The sequence below is a fragment of the Bacillus cereus group sp. N6 genome (assembly GCF_016483705.1).
In the GTDB taxonomy this organism is placed as follows: domain Bacteria; phylum Bacillota; class Bacilli; order Bacillales; family Bacillaceae_G; genus Bacillus_A; species Bacillus_A wiedmannii.
Window position 1 is genome coordinate 58,513 of sequence record NZ_JAEHBI010000018.1, and the last position, 20,318, is coordinate 78,830.

Sequence of the window (20,318 nt, forward strand, 5' to 3'; positions counted from 1 at the left end):
AAACGTGTGAAAAGGGAGCTATTTGGCTTCCTTTTTCTATGTCGAAAACCATGGGGAATGTTTCTTTCCCATGGTTTTTTATATTGAAAGGAGTACGGAAAATGACAATTTGTAGTGTGAATAATGTAACGAAATCTTTTGGTGGAAACATCATATTTGAAAATATATCGCTTGAAATAAAGAATGGTGAACGTGTTGGATTAGTTGGTCGTAACGGTAGTGGGAAGACAACAATCTTTCAGCTTCTAACTGGAATGGAAAGTTTGGATGCAGGAGCCATTCATATGAAGAAAGGTACACGTATTGGTCATGTGGCACAAATTCCGAAATTTGATGAGGGTATGACTGTATATGATGTATTGAGTTCCGCTTTTAAAACAGAAAAGGAATTGGAAAGAGAAATGCGTGCTTTAGAAAAAAATATGGCGGAAGAACGGGAACCATCTGCTTTACAAAAATTAATGGAGAGATACGGAGTAATCCAAGAAAAGTTTGCGTTTCTCGGTGGTTATGAAATAGAAGCGAATATGATGAAGGTAGCAAATGGTCTACAGGTGACAGAACTATTTCCACGATCATTTTTGGAGTTAAGTGGTGGGGAACAAACAAAGGTAAGTCTTGCATACATGCTATTGCAGAAACCAGATTTACTTCTATTAGATGAACCAACCAATCATTTAGACTTATTTGCCGTAGAGTGGCTAGAGCAATTTTTAAAAGAATACAATGGAACAGTTATGGTCATTTCACATGATCGCTATTTCCTTGATGAAGTTGTAACGAAGATTTTTGATTTAGAAGATGGAGAGATTCACGTGTATCATACGAACTATTCTCAGTTTGTTGACGAAAAGGAAGAACGGTTGCTTCAGGAGTTTCAGGCTTATCAAGAACAGCAAAAGAAAATAAAGAAAATGAAAGAAGCAATTAAGCGACTACGTGAATGGGCAAATCAGGCGAATCCTCCGAATGAAGGATTGCATAAGAGAGCGAGAAGTATGGAACGTGCACTGGAACGTATAGAGAAACTAAAGAAACCTATTTTAGAACGAAAACAAATGGGACTTCAGTTTGAAGGGCAAGAGAGAAGTGGGAAAGACGTTGTTTTAATGAAAGAAGTGAGTAAAGGTTTTGCTGGCCATCCTTTATTTAACGAAGCGAATTTACATGTTCGTTTTCAAGAGCGTGCGGCGATCGTTGGCCGTAATGGTACAGGAAAGACAACGCTACTAAAGTTATTATTAGAAGAAATAAAACCAGACGCTGGAGAAATTCGAATTGGTAGTAGTGTGAAAATCGGTTATTTATCACAGCATGCGTACGGAAATATGAAGAGTAATGTATTAGAGGCTTTCAGGGAATATGTAGCTGTAACAGAGGGAGAAGCGAGACATATATTAGCTAAGTTTTTATTTTATGGTCCAGCGGTGTTTAAGAAAGTAACGCAACTGAGCGGTGGAGAAAAAATGAGATTAAGACTTGCGCAACTTATGTATCAAGATATCAATTTTTTAATTTTAGATGAGCCGACAAACCATCTCGACATTGAATCAAGGGAAGTTTTAGAGGAAGCTCTTGAGCAATATAATGGGACGATTTTAGCTGTTTCACATGATCGTTATTTTTTAAATAAGTTATTTGAAAAGACGTATTGGATTGATGAGCATAAATTATTTGAGTTTGCAGGGAACTACGCATGGGCTCGTCAAAAGTGGGAAGAAAAGCTCGAGAAACAAGTAATAAAGCAGCAACGCCAAGGAAGAAAAAGTATGGCAACAGCTCCTGTAAAAAAGAAAGAAGTTAGGAATGTTGAGGATATTGAAACGGAGTTAATGCATGTAGAAGAGGATATATATATGCTTGAGTGTAAGATGGAACATGTAGTTGATGTTGAAATGCTTGAACAATTGTATGAAGAAAAAACGAAGAAAGAGTTGTTACGAGCGGAGTTATATAATGAGTTAGAGAGTATTGTGGAGTAAAAAATAGAAAGCGAATTCTTTTCATTTTTTCTGAAGGGATTCGCTTTTTTATACTGATATTTTACTTTAAGAAAAAATAAAAATTGTGTTTCACGTGAAACAGTAAATTTGATAAATCGTTGTTCCGTAATTTACATAGATTGTAAAACATAAATGATATTAGGGATTTTTTTGGATTGGTTACTTATTTCCCGAGACATAAGTATGTGTAACAGCGAATCAGGATTGAAAATAAAAAAACAGAGTTACAGCTTTACACGCTGAACTCTGTTTTCTTTTTGTGTGGTATCTTCCCTTGTTGAAATGATAATAGCGATCCCGAGCATAATAAAAAAAGCTAAAAAGAGGACGAACTTTGGGAAGAATGGGAATAGTAATAGAGCCCCGACTATCATAATTGTTAATAATACGTAGTGCAGGACGTATTGGAATAGGTTGTCCATGTTTTCGCCCCCTTTTTGGTAATTGGTTATTAGTAGTCTATGTTTCATATGGAACGAATAGAAGTGAATTTTTAATTTTTTAATAAGAAATAAAAGAGAGTGATTGACATGCTTAAAGGAATGGAATAATCTTGAAATTAATTCATACTATTTTTATAGGAAAAATAAAGATAGTTACAGAAAGGAGGCCTATGTTCCTACATCTTTAAAAATTAGGAAGGTAAAGGTGAGAGTGCAATGAAAAATGTTTTTAAAGGAGCACTTGCTACATTTCTTAGTGTGTCAGTATTACTAGCCGGATGTGGTCAAGAGGAAGCAAGTACAAATGAAGCCGGGAACGTACCAAAAGTAAAAGATGAATTTATTAAAGCAAGCGACAAAGCAAAAAGTCCTACAAAAGTAAAAGAAAGAAAAGATACTTTTGTAGTTGGAATGCCAAGTCCTGGAGGGATATTCCTTCCGCACTTTATGGAGAATGGATGGGATGGTAACATAACGCAGGCTATCTTTGCCCCTCTTGTTGGACTCGATAGGGAAGGAAAACCGATTCCAATATTAGCGAAGAAGTGGGATATTTCGGAGGATCAGCTTACATATACGTTCCATTTGAAAGATGATTTAAAGTTTAGTGATGGTTCACCGCTAACAGCAGATGATGTAGCATTTACATTAACGTTATTACATGATCCAACTTATAGTGGTGCGACTGATATAAGCCAAACAGCAATAAAAGGTGGGCAAGCTTATAAAGAAGGAAAGGCAACCTCTATTGAAGGAATTCAAATCATTGATCCGAAAACAATTACGATTACGACTGAAAAGATAAATGCTCAAACATTATCATTAATCGGTGGAGAAGTTATATCTAAAGCTTATTATGGGAGAGAGTATAAACAAGGACACTTGGAGTACTTAAAAGAGTTATATGGAAAGCCGGTGGGAGCAGGAGCTTATAAATTGGATAAATATATTCCTGGTCAAGAGGTTCGATTTGTAGCAAATGAAAATTATTTTGAAGGAAAACCGAAGATTGAGCACTTTATTTATAAAATTACAAAGGGTGATACGAAGTTACAACAATTTCAAGCAGGAGAAGTAGATTATGATGGTTTTACGACAAACGTGGAGACCATTGAGCAATTAAAAGATTTAGGTTTTGCTAATATTAATGTGTATACAGGAAGCTCTTATGGCTATATTAAAATGAATTATAAGAAGCCATACTTTAAAGATAAACGTGTCCGCCAAGCATTTATTTACGGATTAGAGCGTCAAAAGGTTATTGATACGTATTTCCAAGGATATGCGTCACTCGTTAATGTACCGATTACGCCAGTTTCATGGGCGTATACAGAAGAGGGCATTAATAAATATGAGTATAATTTAGAGAAGGCGAAGAAATTACTGGATGAGGCTGGATGGAAAGCGGGTTCGGATGGAATTCGTGAAAAAGATGGACAAAAATTGAAAGTAAGTTATTTTGCCTCGTCAGCAAGTAAAATAAATGATGTAATGATTCCTGTGATGAAAGAAGATTATAAAAAGTTGGGTGTAGAGTTTAACCCAGAATATATGGACTTTAATACGATGATTTCAAAAGTGATAAAAGGTGATTATGATTTAGCGATGGTATCTACGCCAATGATTGATGATCCGAGCGGAACGATTGAAGAGTTTGTTTCAACAAGTAAACGAAATTATGATGGATATTATAATCCGAAAGTAGATGAATTAGCTAAGCAAGCATTAGAAACGTTGGATATTGAAAAGCGAAAAGAAATTTATAAAAAGTTATATCAAGAATTAAGCGAAGACCCGCCTGTAATCTTCTTGAATAATAGCAAAGTGGTGTCTGCACATAATGCACGAATTCAAGGATTACAAGAAGATAACTATAACGGTATTTTATTAAGTTTACCTAAATTAAAGATAGAATAATAATTTTGAAAAAATTCTAAAAATATTTATTTAGAAAGAATTGACAAAATATAACGGACGATATAAGCTAATAACCATAAAGTCTACCGGAAAGGTCGGAATAGGATTGTTACCCCTCAAAAACATCTATTTTTTTACGATTAAAACCGACTTTTCCGATTGGCTATAAAATGTTGCTGTGGGAGGCATACATAAGGCAAGCAATTCATAAGGTTTAATTATTAAAAAAGTTAGGGTGGGGACAATGAAGAAAAAGACAAAAAAATGGGCTGGTGTATTTTCAGTATTATTGAGTAGTTCGCTTGTGTTATCTGCTTGTGGGGGACAGGAAGATACGGCTTCTACAGAACCGGTAAAAAAGCAGGATTTAAAAGACGCTAAGATTGAATCAATCCCAGCTACAGATAAAAAGAAAAGTCCAGAGAAAGCAAATCAGCGAAAAGATACTTTTATTACAGCCATTTCTAAGCCAGGGGGAGTTTTTCTTCCGTATTTTCAAGATAATGGTTGGGATGGAAATGTAACATCTGTTATTTTTGCGTCATTAGTAACAACAGACAAACAAAGTAAACCTATTCCGGATCTTGCAGAAAAATGGGATATTTCTGCTGACCAGTTAACTTATACATTCCATTTACGTAAAAATCTAAAATTTAGTGATGGTTCGCCTTTAACGGCGGAGGACGTAGCATTTACATTAACACTACTTCATGATAAAGCGTATGAAGGTGGAATGGATATTGCTCAGTATGCTGTTAAAGGTGGAAAAGAATATAAAGAAGGAAAAGCAACTTCTATTGAAGGAATTCAAGTTGTTGATCCACAGACAATTAAAATTACAACTGAAAAAGTTAATTCACAGGCGCTAACTAATTTAGGTGGCCCAGTGCTATCAAAAGCTTATTATGGAAAAGATTATAAACAAAATACAAGTTTAGACTATTTAAAAGCATTATATGGGCAACCAATTGCAGCGGGTCCATATAAATTTGAAAAATATGTTCCAGGTCAAGAAGTACGCTTTGTTGCTAATGAAAATTATTATGCAGGTAAACCAAAAATCAAAAACTTTATTTACAAAATCACATCAGGTGATACTGGATTCCAATTATTCCAAACAGGTGAACTGGACTATAGTGGATTTAGAGCAAATCCTGAGAATATAGACCAATTAAAAGGATTAGAGTTTGCAAATATTAATCTTGAGTCATCAAGTGATATTGCTTATATCTATGTAAATAATAAGAAATCGTATTTGAAAGATAAGAAGGTACGTCAAGCACTTACTTATGGATTAGACCGTAAGAAGTATGTGGATACAGCTTTACAAGGATATGGATCTGTTGCTAACGTACCAATTGCGCCAGTTTCATGGGCATATACAGAAGAAGGTATTAATAAATATCCACACGACGTAGAAAAGGCTAAAAAATTATTGGATGAGGCTGGTTGGAAAGTAGGTTCTGACGGGGTTCGTGAAAAAGATGGTCAAAAACTAAAATTAACATACTACGCATCAAATACAGGTAAAACAAATGATATCTTTATTCCAATTGCAAAAGAAAGTTACAAAGAAATCGGTGTTGAATTAAATCCAGAGTTGATGGACTTTAATACGATGCTTTCAAAAGTAGGAAAAGGTGACTACGATTTAGCGGCAGTTTCAACACCAGGAATTAGTGATCCAAGTGAAGTTGTAAGTGATTACTTATCAACTAATCCAAAAAGTGATACGGGTTATAACAACCCGAAAGTAGATGACTTGATTGTAAAAGGTATAGGGACGACAGATATTGAAAAACGTAAAGCAATTTATAAAGAACTGTATAAAGAGTTAAGTGATGATCCACCAGTTATTTTATTAAACTATCGTAAACTACTTTATGCTCATAATGCACGTATAAAAGGAATTGATCCAGAAAAGTACGATAGCATTAGTTCCAACTTACCAGTGTTATCTATTGAACAATAAGGGTTGACCTAAATAATAGAAGGCGTTTTTTCATACAGCGATGGGATAGTAGCTGTTTTGAAAAAATGTTCTTCTATTTTTAAGTAAATAGGATTGGGGAGACAAAAGGTGAAAACATATATCGTTCGTAGGTTCCTTCAAATGATCCCTACATTGTTTGGTACATCTATTATTATTTTTTTCTTATTTGCACTTTTGCCGGGGGATTATATTGATTCAAATCCTAAGTTAACACCAGAGAGAGCTCAAGAGTTAAGGGAATTGTATGGCTTAAACAAACCAATTATTGAAAGATATTTTCAATGGTTAGTGAATGCTTTGCATGGTGATTTTGGATTTTCTCTACAGTATCAAGAACCTGTAACTTCATTACTTAATAAATTTATTTGGAATACATTTATCGTTGCTGTTGCAGCTTTATTTTTCACTTGGATTATTGCTCTTATTATTGGGGTTATTTCTGCAACAAAGCAGCACTCTTGGTTTGATAGATTGGTAACAATCGGTGTCTTTGCAGCAATGTCATTTCCATCATTCTTTATCGGATTATTTTTAATTAAATTATTAGCAGTTGATTTAAAGTTATTACCTATTGGTGGCATGATTGATATTGGAAGTAACTCAACAGGAATAGCATACATATTAGAAGTATTACGTCATATGATTCTACCTGTATTTATTTTAACGCTTCTTGGTGTAGGATCATTAACACGATATTTTAGAACTAGCATGTTGGATGTTGTTAGGCAAGATTATATTCGTACTGCTCGTGCAAAAGGTTTAAAAGAAAGAACCGTTATTTATAAACATGCATTGAAAAATGCAATTTTGCCAGCAATTACATTACTTGCTTTTGAATTACCTGGTTTATTTTCAGGAGCGATTATTATTGAACAGATTTTTAATTGGCCAGGGATTGGGAGTATTCAATTAGAAGCATTAAACTTCCGTGATTATACGGTATTAATGGCCTTTACAATGTTTCTTTCTTGTTTAACAATTATGGCTAATTTCTTAGCTGATATTGTATATGCGTTTGTTGATCCAAGAATTCGATTGAAGTAAGGGGGAAAGATATGGAGACTATTACACCAATAATAGAGAAAAAGAAAGAACGAAAAAAGAGAAATGAATCATCACCATGGCGTCAAGCGTATAAAAAAATTAAGAAAAATAAGATGGCACTGTGTGGCTTATACATTTTAATATTTATGTTTTTATTTAGTTTTATCGGTCCAATCTTTTCGCCGTATGCTGATGGGAAAGTACAAGTAACACAAATTAATAAACCACCCAGCCTGTCACATTGGCTTGGAACAGACCAATTGGGACGGGATATTTTAACTAGACTTATGCAAGCAGGGCGTATTTCATTAACAATTGGTTTAGCGTCGATGCTATTATCCGTTATACTAGGAGCTTTATTAGGAGCAATTGCTGGTTTTTATCGAGGGGTTGTAGATCATTTAATTATGCGTGTTGCGGATGTGTTAATGTCCATCCCGGGATTACCGCTACTTATTATAATGGGAGCAATTTTATCAGAATGGAAATTACCATCGGAATACCGTTTATATGTTGTAATGATTATTTTAAGTTTAGTAGGATGGCCAGGACTTGCCCGGCTTGTGAGAGGACAAATTTTAACATTGCGGGAGCAAGCCTTTATGCAAGCAGCAGATGTATTAGGATTAAAGGATTCTCGGAAAATTATTCATCATTTAATTCCTAACGTCTTTCCGTTGCTTATTGTTGTAGCAACTTTGGGTGTTGCAGGTTCAATTTTGAGTGAATCCGCGCTAAGTTACTTAGGTCTCGGCGTCGTCCCACCTACACCATCATGGGGGAATATGATTAGCGCAGCAAACTCATTAATTGATTTCCAAAAGCGGCCGTGGTTATGGATTCCGCCTGGTTTCGCAATCTTTATAACAGTTGTATCAATTAATTTACTTGGTGATGCACTTCGTGATGCGTTAGATCCAAAGATGAGACGGTAGGTGAGAAGGTATGAGTAAAGCGGTAGTAGAGCTGAAAGACTTACAAACACACTTTCAGACAGAAGAAGGAACAGTAAAGGCTGTGAATCATGTTAGTTTTACAGTTCGAGAAGGTGAAACGGTTTGTGTTGTAGGCGAATCGGGTTGCGGGAAAAGTGTAACGGCTTTATCTATTATGGGACTTATTGCTGAATCAGGCAGTGTAGTAGGTGGAGATATCTTATATGAAGGAAAAAGTCTTTTAGGAATGAAAGAGAAAGAGCTTCGTAGTTTACGAGGAAATGATATTGCGATGATTTTCCAAGAACCGATGACATCGCTAAATCCTGTCTTCACTGTAGGTGAACAAATTGTAGAGACGTTAAGAGAGCATGAATTACTTAGCAAAAATGAAGCGTATAAGAAGGCAATTGAGTTAATTCGTAAAGTTGGTATAGCTCGTGCGGATGAAATCGTCCATTCTTATCCGCACGAACTGAGTGGTGGCATGTTACAACGTATTATGATTGCTGTTGCACTTAGTTGTAATCCGAAGTTATTAATTGCGGATGAACCGACAACGGCTCTTGATGTTACGATTCAAGCTCAAATATTAGACTTATTAAGACAAGTAAAAGAAGAATTTAAAACATCCATTTTATTAATTACACATGATTTAGGCGTTGTAGCTGAGATGGCTGATTACGTTGTCGTTATGTATGGCGGGAAAGTTATTGAAGAGGCACCAGTACTAGAAATATTCCAAAATCCGAAACACCCGTATACGAAAGGGTTGTTGAAATCAAAACCAGTGATGGGAAAACGAATAGATAAATTATATTCTATTCCAGGGCAGGTTCCTAATTTAGTTGGTTTGGATGAATTTTGCTACTTTAGCGGTCGTTGTGAGCATTGTATGGAAATATGTAAAGAAGAAGCGCCAAATCTGAATGTACATGATGAGAATCATAAAGTAGCTTGCTGGTTATACGAGGAGCGTGCGGGACAATGAGTGAACCATTATTAGAAGTAAAAAACTTAAAAACATATTTCCCAATTAAAGGTGGCATATTTAGTAGAACGATTGGACATGTGAAAGCAGTTGATGGAGTAAGTTTTACTATTAATAAAGGCGAAGTGTTCGGTCTCGTTGGTGAATCAGGAAGCGGAAAAACGACGATAGGAAAAACAATTTTACGTCTCGTTCAAAAAACGGAGGGAGAAGTGAAGTTTAAAGGACACGATGTTCATTCTCTATCAAAAGAGGAATTGAGAAAACATCGTCCTAATATGCAGCTTGTGTTTCAAGATCCATTTAGCTCATTAAATCCGAGAATGAGAATTGGAGAAGCACTTGGCGAGCCGATGTTGGCTCACGGACTAGCGACGAAAGAAAATGTTCGTGAAAAAGTGACAGAAGTATTAGAGTTATGTGGCTTAGCCCCATATCATATTGACCGGTATCCTCATGAGTTTTCTGGTGGACAACGTCAGCGTATCGTTATCGCAAGAGCTATGGTATTAAATCCGGAATTTATAGTAGCTGACGAACCTGTGGCAGCACTAGATGTATCTATTCAAGCACAGATCATTAATTTATTTAGTGAGTTACAGGAGAAAAAGGGACTATCTTATTTGTTCATTTCACATGATTTAAGCGTAGTAGAGCACTTATGTACGAAAATTGGAATTATGTATTTAGGAACGATTGTGGAAACAGCGCCGCGTGATGAGTTATTTACGAACCCACTGCATCCGTATACAAAAGCATTGTTATCAGCTGTGCCAATACCAGATCCAACAGTGAAGCGAGAGCGGATTATACTAGAGGGTGATATTCCAAGTCCAGCAAATCCACCTTCGGGTTGTCGCTTTCATACACGTTGCCCGTTTGCAACAGATATTTGTAAACAAACGGTACCAGAATTCCGTAATGTTGGTGAAGAGCATTTTGTTGCTTGTCATCATGTATAAAAGAAAAGGACCCTTTCAAATTGAAAGAGTCCTTTTTTTATTTACTAGATGAAGTTTGTTTCAATACAAATTTCTCGATTGCGTGAGCAACACCATGCTCATTATTTGTTAATGTTACGACATCACATAGTTTTTTTACATCTTCTTCAGCATTTCCCATTGCAACTGATAAGCCAGCTACTTGTAACATTGGCACATCATTAAAGTTGTCCCCGATCGCAATAGTATCTTCAATTGGTATATTGAAATAAGCAGCCATTTCTTGTAGACCGTTCCCTTTATGACCGTGCTTATCCATAATTTCTACATTAGTAGGAGCTGATGCCGTAACTGAAATGTCAGTGTCTTCTTGTAACATGCTTAATAGCTGTGCACGATGCGCTGCATTAAATGTCAAAATGAAGAATTTAGATATTTCTAATTCTGGATTATTTACAACACCTTCGATTTTTTGGAAATCAGTAATTAAGTTTGATTTCTTTTGTTTTTCTGTAATTCTTTCAAGTTCTTCAAGTGTAACATCTAGTGCATGCTTGTTTTCTTCGAACGCTTGCATGACTTGATCTTGCCATGTATATGGAGAATAAACTCCTTTATTCGTATATAGCTTATAAGGAAAACCTTCAGATTCTAGTAATTTTGCAAGCTTGTATACTTTATCGTTTTGTAAACAACGCGAGTTAATTACTTTTCCATCCACATAAACAATTGCCCCATTGCTCGCTCCAACTGGAAGAGATAGTTTATATTCTTCCAATAATTTTAAAGCATCCTCTTTTGCACGACCAGAACAAATCATGACTATATGACCAGCCTCTTTTGCAGTTTGGATAGCTTGTAAGTTCTCCTTGGAGATTTCAAGATTAGATGATAGTAGCGTACCATCCATATCTAATGCGATTAATTTCAAAATGACCACCTCTTTGCTTTTATTATACATAGTTATATAGAGGAAACATATAAACTTATCTTGGAAAGATCGTATTTTATCTTGCGTGAACCGTCAGTAAAAAGTTGATAGGCGCCATCTTATTACTTTGAATATGCACTTTAATTTGTAACAAAAATAGAGGTAGGTATGAGGGTGTTTCGTTATATGACTGTAATATTACAATAACATTACAAACGTCAACTTAGTAGAAAGTGCATTAAAACAGGGTTTTTAAGGGTGTTTATAAAAAAACGTAAAAAAAGTGTAATAAAATTTACGTAATTATATTGCAACGTAACAATAGTTATGTTACATTAATGTTACAAACGTTACGTTAACAACTTTAATGTAACGCTAACATAAAAACTATGAAATAAACATTTCTTAGAAATTACATATAGATAACTTATTAAAAAGGAGGATACATAAAATGAAAGAGCAAGTATTACAAGTAACAAAAGGTGACTTCGTAGGATCAGCAAGTGGAGCAGTAGTATTAACAGCATTAATCGTATTTCTATCAAGCGTATTAGTATAATAGAAGTTTTGTAATAAAAGAAAAAGAGAGGAGAATGCAAAATGAAAGAGCAAGTATTACAAGTAACAAAAGGTGACTTCGTAGGATCAGCAAGTGGAGCAGTAGTATTAACGGCATTAATCGTATTTCTATCAAGCGTATTAGTATAATAGAAGTTTTGTAACAAAAGAAAATAGAAGGGAGAATGAAAGATATGAAAGAGCAAGTATTACAAGTAACAAAAGGTGATTTCGTAGGATCAGCAAGTGGAGCAGTAGTATTAACGGCATTAATCGTATTTCTATCAAGTGTATTAGTATAATAGAAGTTTTAAATCATACAAAATGAAAGGAGAATGAGGAATATGAACAGTGAACAAGTGTTACAAGTAACAAAAACAGATTTATTAGGATCATTAGGTGGAGCGGTAGTATTAACATCATTTATTTTATTCCTTGCAAATGTATTAGTATGAGACATATAAATACAATCATTCAAAAAAAATAAAGACTCTAGCATATTAGTAAGTAGTTAATATGTTGGGGTCTTTTTTGTTTTCCTCTCCTATATACCTTCAAGTATGAATATTCCCTCCATCATGTAAAGAGAAAAAAGTCGAATTTTATATGTAAGAAAAAAAGAGGAATTTGACAGAAAAGATAGAAAATTTTAAAGGTCAGAATTTGTTAGCTTGCTAACTAATTTCTATTAATTGATGTTGGAAGCGTTTTCGGTTGGTTTTAAGTATGAACCATTTAATCTATTTACAGGGGGATGAGGATTTTATGAAACAAAAATCTATGGATACGCTAGCTGCACAAATGGAGGACTTTTTTCCGGTACGTGATGTAGATCATTTGGAATTTTACGTAGGAAATGCAAAGCAATCAAGTTATTACCTCGCGAGAGCATTCGGGTTCAAAATTGTGGCTTACTCTGGATTAGAAACTGGTAACCGTGAAAAGGTATCTTATGTTCTTGTGCAAAAAAATATGCGTTTTGTTGTGTCTGGTGCTTTAAGTAGCGATAATCGTATCGCAGAATTTGTAAAGACACATGGTGATGGTGTAAAAGATGTTGCTTTACTTGTTGACGATGTTGACAAAGCATATTCGGAAGCTGTGAAACGTGGTGCCGTTGCAATTGCTCCACCTGTGGAATTAACAGACGAGAACGGTACACTGAAAAAAGCAGTTATTGGTACGTATGGTGATACAATTCACACGCTTGTAGAGCGTAAAAATTATAAAGGAACATTTATGCCAGGATTCCAACAAGTGGAGTTTAATATTCCATTTGCAGAGTCAGGTTTAATTGCTGTAGATCACGTAGTTGGTAATGTTGAGAAAATGGAAGAATGGGTTAGCTATTATGAGAATGTTATGGGCTTTAAACAAATGATTCATTTTGATGATGACGATATTAGTACAGAGTATTCAGCATTAATGTCGAAAGTTATGACAAATGGAAGTCGTATTAAGTTCCCTATTAACGAGCCAGCAGATGGAAAGAGAAAATCGCAAATTCAAGAATATCTAGAATTCTATAATGGAGCAGGTGTACAACATCTTGCTTTATTAACAAGCGATATCGTTAAAACAGTGGAAGCACTTCGTGAAAATGGCGTGGAGTTTTTAGATACACCTGATACTTATTATGATGAGTTAAGTGCGCGAGTTGGGAAAATTGATGAAGAAATTGATAGGTTAAAAGAATTAAAGATTTTAGTAGATCGCGATGAGGAAGGATACTTACTACAAATCTTTACGAAACCAATTGTAGATCGTCCAACTTTATTTATTGAAATTATTCAACGTAAAGGTTCTCGCGGATTTGGAGAAGGGAACTTTAAAGCATTATTTGAATCAATTGAAAGAGAACAGGAACGTCGCGGAAACTTATAAGATTTGTATCCACCAGCAAAAGTCTCTTTGCTGGTGAAAATTTCATTTTCATAGGGAGGAATCATGATGAAATTTGTTACATTTCGTCTTCCTTCGAAAGAAATGCGAGCTGGATGGCTTGAAGGTGACAAAGTAATTGATATGAATCTTGCTAGTGATGGAAAATTACCTTCTTCTATGTTCGCCTTTTTAGAGAAAGCGGATGAGTATGTAGAAGTATTGCGTAATATGGAGAATCCGGAAAAGGGTATATATTCTTTAGAGGAAGTGCAATTAGCGGCGGCAATTCCTAATCCGAGTAGTATTCGGGATTTTTACGCGTTTGAACAGCATGTAAAAACGGCCCGCGGCCGGAGAGGGCTAGAGGTTGTACCTGAATGGTACGATATCCCGGTTTTTTATTTTACGAACCATCGTGCTGTAATTGGTCCAGATGATTTTGTAATTGGTCCGAAGAAATCTAAAAAGCTTGATTATGAGTTAGAGATCGCTTGCGTAATTGGGAAAGAAGGAAGAAATATTTCTCGTGAGCAAGCAGAGGAATACATTTTTGGTTATTGTATTATGAACGACTGGAGTGCAAGGGACTTACAAGCAACAGAAATGAAGGTAGGACTTGGTCCAGCAAAAGGAAAAGATTTTGCAACTTCATTAGGAGCGCACCTTGTTACGAAAGAGGAATTGGATGTTTATCGTAACGGTGACCGTTATGAGTTAGAGATGACTGCTCATGTAAATGGAAAGCTATTATCAAAGGGGAACTTCCAAGATATTTACTATACATTTGCTGAAATGATTGAACGTGCTTCGGAAGACGTTACGTTATATCCAGGCGATGTGATTGGTTCTGGGACAGTAGGAACAGGTTGTGTTTTAGAACTGGGTACGGAAGAGTGGCTGCAAGATGGGGATGTTGTAGAACTTACGATTACTGGTTTAGGTACGTTACGTAATACGGTCAAAAAAGAAATGGAAGCAGGTGATGGGCATGTTTTATCGTCACATGGGGGAGCTACCTCATAAACGACATGTACAATTCCGTAAAAAAGATGGGTCGCTTTATCGCGAACAGGTAATGGGAACAAAAGGTTTTTCTGGTACGCAATCTATTTTGTACCATCATTATATGCCAACGGAAGTAGGTCATGCGGCATTATCTCATTCTTGTCAGTTGCAGTATGAAGAAGATGTAGCTCTTGCTCATCGTCATTTTCGCACGAAAGAAAATAAAAAAACTGGCGATGCAGTAAGCGGAAGGAATTTTATGCTTGGGAATGAGGATTTATTAATTGGAGTAGTGGCTCCAACAGAAAAAATGGACTATTTCTACCGTAATGGTGATGGTGATGAAATGTTATTTGTTCATTACGGAACAGGGAAAATTGAAACGATGTTTGGAACGATTCACTATCGAAAAGGTGATTATGTAACAATCCCAATTGGAACGATTTATCGTGTTATTCCAGATGAGGGAGAGACTAAGTTTCTTGTTGTAGAGGCAAATAGTCAAATCACAACGCCGCGTCGTTATCGGAATGAATATGGACAATTGTTAGAGCATAGTCCGTTTTGTGAGAGAGATATTCGTGGTCCTGAAAAATTAGAGACGTATGATCAAAAAGGTGAGTTTGTCGTAATGACAAAGTCGCGAGGCTATATGCATAAACATGTTTTAGGGCACCATCCGTTAGATGTTGTTGGTTGGGATGGCTATTTATATCCGTGGGTCTTTAATGTAGAGGACTTTGAACCAATCACAGGTCGTATTCATCAGCCACCTCCAGTACATCAAACGTTCGAAGGTCACAATTTCGTTATTTGTTCTTTCGTACCACGTTTATACGACTATCATCCAGAATCTATTCCGGCACCATATTATCATAGTAACGTGAATAGTGATGAAGTACTGTACTATGTAGAAGGAAACTTTATGAGCCGGAAAGGTGTGGAAGAAGGTTCTATTACACTTCATCCGAGCGGAATTCCTCATGGGCCGCATCCTGGGAAAACAGAGGGAAGTATAGGGAAGAAAGAAACACTTGAACTAGCTGTTATGATAGACACGTTCCGTCCGCTTCGTATTGTAAAGCAAGCACATGAAACAGAAGATGAAAAATATATGTATAGCTGGATTGAAGAAGGTTCACATACTGTGCAATAGGTAAAAAGAGGCATGCTCAATAAGTGAGCATGCCTCTTTTGTGGAATCGACATGTATAATAATACCAAAAAAAATTACGGAAAGATATATAGAAACAACGATAAGGATATTGTATGTTCCGAAAGATTTCTACTTATTTCGACAAAAGTATTGACTGGGGAAAGTGCAATGAGTAAAATAAAAAAGCGAATTAAAAATTTTCAGAAAATTTAAAACTTGGAGGAGCATGCTATGAAGCAAATTTTTCAAAAGAAGCCTATTGCAAAGCTAATGCAAGAGAGTAAGCAAAAGACGTTAGCAAGAACATTGGGTGCATTGGATTTAACTATGCTTGGAATCGGGGCAATTGTTGGAACAGGTATTTTTGTTCTAACGGGCGTGGTAGCAGCAAAACATTCTGGGCCAGCTATTATATTATCATTTGCGATAGCCGCGTTAGCCTGTGCCTTTGCTGCATTTTGTTATGCTGAATTCGCTTCTTCAGTTCCTGTCTCAGGCAGTGTGTATACGTACACATATGCGACGATGGGAGAGGTATTCGCATTTTTAATTGGATGGGACTTAATGCTTGAGTATTTACTCGCTACATCTGCTGTAGCAAACGGTTGGTCCGCTTATTTTCAATCTTTATTAAAGGGATTTGGGATCCATATTCCTACCATTCTCTCCTCGGCCCCTGGTACAGGAAAGGGTGGAATAATTGATTTGCCTGCGGTTCTAATTATTTTAGTAATGACAGTTCTTTTATCTAGAGGTGTTCGTGAAAGTGCACGAATAAATAACATTATGGTGTTTATTAAATTAGCGGTTGTTCTCATATTTATCTTTGCTGGTTTTAATTATGTAAAACCTGAAAATTGGACACCTTTTATGCCGTTTGGCTTAGATGGTGTAATGGCTGGAGCTGCTACAGTGTTTTTTGCATTCATAGGGTTTGATGCAGTTTCAACGGCAGCAGAAGAAGTGAAACGTCCACAACGTGATTTACCAATTGGCATTATTGCATCTTTATTAATTTGTACGGTTCTTTATATTGTTGTTTCACTTATTTTGACAGGAATTGTTCCATACGGACAGTTAAATATATCAGATCCAGTTGCTTTTGCACTTCAATTTATTGGACAAGATAGTTTAGCGGGAGTAATTTCAGTAGGAGCAATTACAGGAATCACAACAGTAATGTTAGTTATGATGTATGGGCAAGTACGTGTTTCGTATGCAATGAGCAGAGATGGATTATTGCCGAAGCGCCTTGCTAAAGTCCATCCAAAATTTAAAACACCATTTTTAAATACATGGACAACAGGAATTATTGCAGCACTTATTTCAGGATTAATAGATTTAAATGTGTTAGCGCATCTTGTAAATATGGGGACTTTATCAGCCTTTGCACTTGTAGCTGTTGCTGTTATTGTAATGAGAAGAACTCATCCGGATTTACCAAGAGCATTTAAGGCACCGCTTGTACCATTTTTACCAGCATTAACGGTGATTTTTTGTTTATATTTAATGCTTCAGTTATCCGGAACTGCTTGGATTAGTTTTGGGGTATGGATGGTTATCGGTATTGCGGTTTACTTCTTATATAGCCGAAAACATAGTGCTTTAAATAATAGTAAAGACGAAGAAGATGCAGCGAATTTATAAGTTGAAAAATCCATTCTAATTCTGTTAGGATGGATTTTTTGTTCTGAAAATTTACATTTTTCTGATTGTGTATATAATATAATTGTTGGGGAACTGAGGGGGGAATGTATGAAAAATACGTGGCGTGAGTTAAGGGAGATGGACCGAAACATATGGATTCGGTTTATTGGCGAAACGTTAAATGGAATTGCAATGATGATGTTGATGCCTTTTTTTGCCCTATATTTAAAAGATAAGGTGGATTCGTTATTGGAAGTAGGGGTTATTATGGCACTTTCTCCGATTGCCGCAAGTTTCGGTTCTCTTCTTGGTGGGAGGATTGCTGATATATATGGAAGAAAGCCAATAATGATTTTTTCAATGGTGAGTAATGCTTTGTTCATGCTAGGTTTTTTATTTATAGAAGGATTTATTCCTTATGCTATTTTATCTATTTTTTTAGGGCTCAGTAATTCATTATTCCATCCCGCTGCATCAGCAATGGTTGCGGATGTAACAGCACCTGAAAAAAGAACAGAAGCATATGGTTTATTACGAATGGGGCACAATATAGGTGCTGCAATTGGCCCGATAATGGGTGCTTCAGTAGTTATGTTGTCGAAGAACCTTGTGTTTATTATTGCCTCGTCTACGATGTTATTTTATGCATTACTTGTATTCATTCTTATTCAAGAGACAATGCCAAAGAGTGCGACTAAAGAAGAGAATAAAGAAAAGGAATCAGAGGCGGTTTGGAAAATTGTAATGAGAGATAAGGCACTAATGATTTATTTGTTAGCAGGTATCATTATTTCGATGGGATTTTCTCAAACAGAGGGCATGTTGCCGCTGCACTTTGATAATGAAATGAAAGGCATTTTTGGAACTAACAATCCATATCCATATTTAATGGCTTTAAATGGACTATTAGTTGTGTTGTTCCAATTTCAAATTTCAAAATGGGCCACAGATAAACCTGTCGGAAAGACGATGTTATATGGTGCATGTTTGTTCGGTGTTGGTTTGTTCTTTATAGGATGGTTACCGAAGTGGTTTGGAGAATTTGATGCAAATGCTACGATTATTTTAATAACGTTGCTGTTCGTTTATGCCATATATACGTTAGGTGAGATGATTATGTCGCCTGTACAGATGACGTTTGTAGCGAATTTGGCCCCTGAGCACTTGAGAGGGACTTATATGGGAGCTGCCAGTTTGCAGTGGATTACAGGAGGCGCATTCGGTCCACTTCTTGGCGGTTTTTTATTGGATCGATTACTTGGCCACTTTCTATTTACAATTTTAGCTGTAGGATGTGTAGTTGCAGGTATTGTATATGTTTCTTTAGATCGTCTCGTTGAGCAAAGGCAAAAAGGCACACTGACGAAACAATCTTCTTAATGAGTAGATGACATACACAAAAAGGGGATTTCTACATATTTTAGGTACATAACTAGATTGGATTACAATTTTCTCCCGCTATTTGTGGGCAGTAAGACTTCCACCTCAAAATTCGGCGGGAGATAACTGTCCGATTGGTGCGGGCTGATAATTAGTGGGGATGGCCCCTCGTTAATTAAAGTTTCACTGTATTTTAGAATTTAATTTTGTATATTTATGAAGAAAGTTCAGTAGAAAAAGTATAGAAAACCAATAAGTGGTGTCATTTAATTATTTGTGGAAGTTACATTTTATTTCAAATAGGAACTACCTATTTTTATAAAAAGTGCTAAAATAGAAAAATGAAAACAATTGGTTAGGGTGATTTCAGTGACAAAAATTAAATTAGGTTTATTATATGGTGGAAAATCAGCTGAGCATCAAGTTTCGCTACAAACGGCTCTTGCTGCTATTAAAGCATTAAATCAAGATAAATTCGAGATTCATCCAATTTATATTACAGAACAAGGTCAATGGGTGCGCGGTGAGCGTATTGAAGGTGAAGTAACAGATGTTGAAGTTCTAAAAATGAGCGGCGCAGAAAATGCGATTTCTCCGTTATCATTAAGCACAGAAATCATTCCATCTGCAGCTTCTGAGGAAAACGCTATCGACGTTATTTTCCCATTATTACATGGACCAAATGGTGAAGATGGAACGGTTCAAGGATTATTAGAATTAATGAACATTCCTTATGTAGGAAATGGTGTTCTAGCATCTGCTGCTGGTATGGATAAAGTTGTTATGAAAAACATCTTCGCAGAAGCTGGATTGAAACAAGCGAAGTATGCATCGTTTATTCGTAGTGCATGGGAAAAAGATCGTGAAACAGCATATGAAAAAGTAGAAGAAGTTTTAGGATATCCTTGCTTCGTAAAACCAGCAAACCTTGGTTCAAGTGTTGGTATTAATAAGTGTAAAAATCGTGAAGAGCTTGAGAATGCATTTGAAGAGGCATTCCAATTTGACCGCAAAATTATTGTAGAAGAAAATATAGTTGGACGTGAAGTAGAAGTTGGTGTATTAGGTAATGATGAACCGAAATGTTCAGTTGTAGGTGAAATCGTACCGAAAAAGGACTTCTATGATTATAAGTCGAAATATATCGATGGTGATACAGCATTAATCATTCCGGCTGAAATGACAGAAGAAGAGTCTAATGTCATTAAGCGAGATGCGATTATTGCATTCCAATCTTTAGATAGTGCTGGCTTAACAAGAGCTGATTTCTTCTTAACGAAAGACGGAGAAGTATATATTAACGAAGTGAATACGATGCCAGGGTTTACGCCGTTTAGTATGTTCCCTCTACTATGGCAACATACTGGATTACCGTATCCGGAATTAATTGAAGAGCTAATTCGTTTAGCGATTGAGCGTCACGAAGAAAAACAAAAAATTAAATATACAATCTAACAAAAAAGGAGGAAGCACTATTCGCAGGAATAGTG

19 protein-coding genes are annotated in these 20,318 nt (G+C 36.0%); 17 read left to right on the forward strand and 2 right to left on the reverse strand.

Annotation, left to right across the window (positions count from 1 at the left end):
- The first annotated feature begins 101 nt into the window (after positions 1-101).
- Complete coding sequence (gene abc-f, locus JDS99_RS14780; protein ID WP_199695289.1) at positions 102-1,982, forward strand: ribosomal protection-like ABC-F family protein; 1,881 nt, start codon at positions 102-104, stop codon at positions 1,980-1,982.
- 245 nt (positions 1,983-2,227) lie between these two features.
- On the opposite strand, the gene JDS99_RS14785 is transcribed toward abc-f, so the two are convergent.
- Entirely contained in the window at positions 2,228-2,425 is a 198-nt protein-coding gene (locus JDS99_RS14785) for a hypothetical protein (protein WP_000369258.1), read from the reverse strand.
- 237 nt (positions 2,426-2,662) lie between these two features.
- Between JDS99_RS14785 and JDS99_RS14790 the strand changes: the two genes are divergently transcribed.
- The 6 genes from JDS99_RS14790 (at position 2,663) to JDS99_RS14815 (ending at position 10,288) form a co-directional block, all read left to right on the forward strand.
- Positions 2,663-4,363: an ABC transporter substrate-binding protein gene (locus tag JDS99_RS14790; RefSeq protein ID WP_199695290.1), complete on the forward strand. Its 1,701-nt coding sequence runs from the start codon at positions 2,663-2,665 to the stop codon at positions 4,361-4,363.
- Between the two features lie 244 nt (positions 4,364-4,607).
- Complete coding sequence (locus JDS99_RS14795; protein ID WP_048542902.1) at positions 4,608-6,335, forward strand: ABC transporter substrate-binding protein; 1,728 nt, start codon at positions 4,608-4,610, stop codon at positions 6,333-6,335.
- Positions 6,336-6,443: 108 nt separating this feature from the next.
- Positions 6,444-7,400 carry an ABC transporter permease gene (locus JDS99_RS14800; RefSeq protein ID WP_000860732.1) on the forward strand — a complete coding sequence of 319 codons (957 nt, stop codon included), beginning with the start codon at positions 6,444-6,446 and terminating at the stop codon, positions 7,398-7,400.
- An 11-nt stretch (positions 7,401-7,411) separates the two neighbouring features.
- Positions 7,412-8,335 carry an oligopeptide ABC transporter permease gene (gene opp4C, locus JDS99_RS14805; RefSeq protein ID WP_199695291.1) on the forward strand — a complete coding sequence of 308 codons (924 nt, stop codon included), beginning with the start codon at positions 7,412-7,414 and terminating at the stop codon, positions 8,333-8,335.
- A gap of 10 nt (positions 8,336-8,345) precedes the next feature.
- Positions 8,346-9,326 carry an ABC transporter ATP-binding protein gene (locus tag JDS99_RS14810; protein ID WP_000030797.1) on the forward strand — a complete coding sequence of 327 codons (981 nt, stop codon included), beginning with the start codon at positions 8,346-8,348 and terminating at the stop codon, positions 9,324-9,326.
- Positions 9,323-10,288: an ABC transporter ATP-binding protein gene (locus JDS99_RS14815; RefSeq protein ID WP_001294493.1), complete on the forward strand. Its 966-nt coding sequence runs from the start codon at positions 9,323-9,325 to the stop codon at positions 10,286-10,288. Before JDS99_RS14810 ends, JDS99_RS14815 begins: the two co-directional genes overlap by 4 nt.
- A 37-nt stretch (positions 10,289-10,325) precedes the next feature.
- Here JDS99_RS14815 and JDS99_RS14820 read toward each other — a convergent pair whose 3' ends face one another.
- Complete coding sequence (locus JDS99_RS14820; protein ID WP_199695292.1) at positions 10,326-11,198, reverse strand: Cof-type HAD-IIB family hydrolase; 873 nt, start codon at positions 11,196-11,198, stop codon at positions 10,326-10,328.
- 451 nt (positions 11,199-11,649) lie between these two features.
- Between JDS99_RS14820 and JDS99_RS14825 the strand changes: the two genes are divergently transcribed.
- The 10 genes from JDS99_RS14825 to JDS99_RS14870 all read left to right on the forward strand — a co-directional run bounded on the left by JDS99_RS14825 (position 11,650) and on the right by JDS99_RS14870 (position 20,283).
- A complete protein-coding gene (locus JDS99_RS14825; RefSeq protein WP_000664237.1) occupies positions 11,650-11,757 on the forward strand; it encodes a DUF3948 family protein in 108 nt (35 codons plus the stop codon).
- Positions 11,758-11,798: 41 nt separating this feature from the next.
- Positions 11,799-11,906, forward strand: a complete 108-nt coding sequence (locus tag JDS99_RS14830; RefSeq protein ID WP_000664237.1) for a DUF3948 family protein — start codon at positions 11,799-11,801, stop codon at positions 11,904-11,906.
- A gap of 35 nt (positions 11,907-11,941) precedes the next feature.
- Entirely contained in the window at positions 11,942-12,058 is a 117-nt protein-coding gene (locus tag JDS99_RS14835; protein ID WP_000654250.1) for a DUF3948 family protein, read from the forward strand.
- A gap of 42 nt (positions 12,059-12,100) precedes the next feature.
- On the forward strand, positions 12,101-12,211 hold the full coding sequence (locus tag JDS99_RS14840) for a DUF3948 family protein (protein ID WP_001083700.1): 111 nt from the start codon (positions 12,101-12,103) through the stop codon (positions 12,209-12,211).
- Between the two features lie 310 nt (positions 12,212-12,521).
- Positions 12,522-13,640, forward strand: a complete 1,119-nt coding sequence (gene hppD / locus JDS99_RS14845) for a 4-hydroxyphenylpyruvate dioxygenase (RefSeq protein ID WP_098230763.1) — start codon at positions 12,522-12,524, stop codon at positions 13,638-13,640.
- Positions 13,641-13,706: 66 nt separating this feature from the next.
- Positions 13,707-14,663, forward strand: a complete 957-nt coding sequence (locus tag JDS99_RS14850) for a fumarylacetoacetate hydrolase family protein (RefSeq protein ID WP_000674024.1) — start codon at positions 13,707-13,709, stop codon at positions 14,661-14,663.
- Entirely contained in the window at positions 14,629-15,801 is a 1,173-nt protein-coding gene (locus JDS99_RS14855; RefSeq protein WP_199695293.1) for a homogentisate 1,2-dioxygenase, read from the forward strand. Before JDS99_RS14850 ends, JDS99_RS14855 begins: the two co-directional genes overlap by 35 nt.
- A gap of 231 nt (positions 15,802-16,032) precedes the next feature.
- Positions 16,033-17,448 carry a branched-chain amino acid transporter BcaP gene (locus JDS99_RS14860; protein ID WP_000809356.1) on the forward strand — a complete coding sequence of 472 codons (1,416 nt, stop codon included), beginning with the start codon at positions 16,033-16,035 and terminating at the stop codon, positions 17,446-17,448.
- A gap of 108 nt (positions 17,449-17,556) precedes the next feature.
- Entirely contained in the window at positions 17,557-18,828 is a 1,272-nt protein-coding gene (locus tag JDS99_RS14865; RefSeq protein ID WP_048542888.1) for an MDR family MFS transporter, read from the forward strand.
- Between the two features lie 369 nt (positions 18,829-19,197).
- On the forward strand, positions 19,198-20,283 hold the full coding sequence (locus JDS99_RS14870) for a D-alanine--D-alanine ligase (protein WP_088121135.1): 1,086 nt from the start codon (positions 19,198-19,200) through the stop codon (positions 20,281-20,283).
- Positions 20,284-20,318 lie beyond the last annotated feature (35 nt).

Coding starts and splice junctions, on each gene's coding strand:
- opp4C (WP_199695291.1), top strand. CDS start 7,412: ATGGAGACTATTACACCAATAATAGAGAAAAAGAAAGAACGAAAAAAG.
- JDS99_RS14855 (WP_199695293.1), top strand. CDS start 14,629: ATGTTTTATCGTCACATGGGGGAGCTACCTCATAAACGACATGTACAA.
- JDS99_RS14790 (WP_199695290.1), top strand. CDS start 2,663: ATGAAAAATGTTTTTAAAGGAGCACTTGCTACATTTCTTAGTGTGTCA.
- JDS99_RS14840 (WP_001083700.1), top strand. CDS start 12,101: ATGAACAGTGAACAAGTGTTACAAGTAACAAAAACAGATTTATTAGGA.
- JDS99_RS14785 (WP_000369258.1), bottom strand. CDS start 2,425: ATGGACAACCTATTCCAATACGTCCTGCACTACGTATTATTAACAATT.
- JDS99_RS14830 (WP_000664237.1), top strand. CDS start 11,799: ATGAAAGAGCAAGTATTACAAGTAACAAAAGGTGACTTCGTAGGATCA.
- abc-f (WP_199695289.1), top strand. CDS start 102: ATGACAATTTGTAGTGTGAATAATGTAACGAAATCTTTTGGTGGAAAC.
- JDS99_RS14865 (WP_048542888.1), top strand. CDS start 17,557: ATGAAAAATACGTGGCGTGAGTTAAGGGAGATGGACCGAAACATATGG.
- JDS99_RS14815 (WP_001294493.1), top strand. CDS start 9,323: ATGAGTGAACCATTATTAGAAGTAAAAAACTTAAAAACATATTTCCCA.
- JDS99_RS14860 (WP_000809356.1), top strand. CDS start 16,033: ATGAAGCAAATTTTTCAAAAGAAGCCTATTGCAAAGCTAATGCAAGAG.
- JDS99_RS14850 (WP_000674024.1), top strand. CDS start 13,707: ATGAAATTTGTTACATTTCGTCTTCCTTCGAAAGAAATGCGAGCTGGA.
- JDS99_RS14795 (WP_048542902.1), top strand. CDS start 4,608: ATGAAGAAAAAGACAAAAAAATGGGCTGGTGTATTTTCAGTATTATTG.
- JDS99_RS14810 (WP_000030797.1), top strand. CDS start 8,346: ATGAGTAAAGCGGTAGTAGAGCTGAAAGACTTACAAACACACTTTCAG.
- JDS99_RS14835 (WP_000654250.1), top strand. CDS start 11,942: ATGAAAGATATGAAAGAGCAAGTATTACAAGTAACAAAAGGTGATTTC.
- JDS99_RS14825 (WP_000664237.1), top strand. CDS start 11,650: ATGAAAGAGCAAGTATTACAAGTAACAAAAGGTGACTTCGTAGGATCA.
- hppD (WP_098230763.1), top strand. CDS start 12,522: ATGAAACAAAAATCTATGGATACGCTAGCTGCACAAATGGAGGACTTT.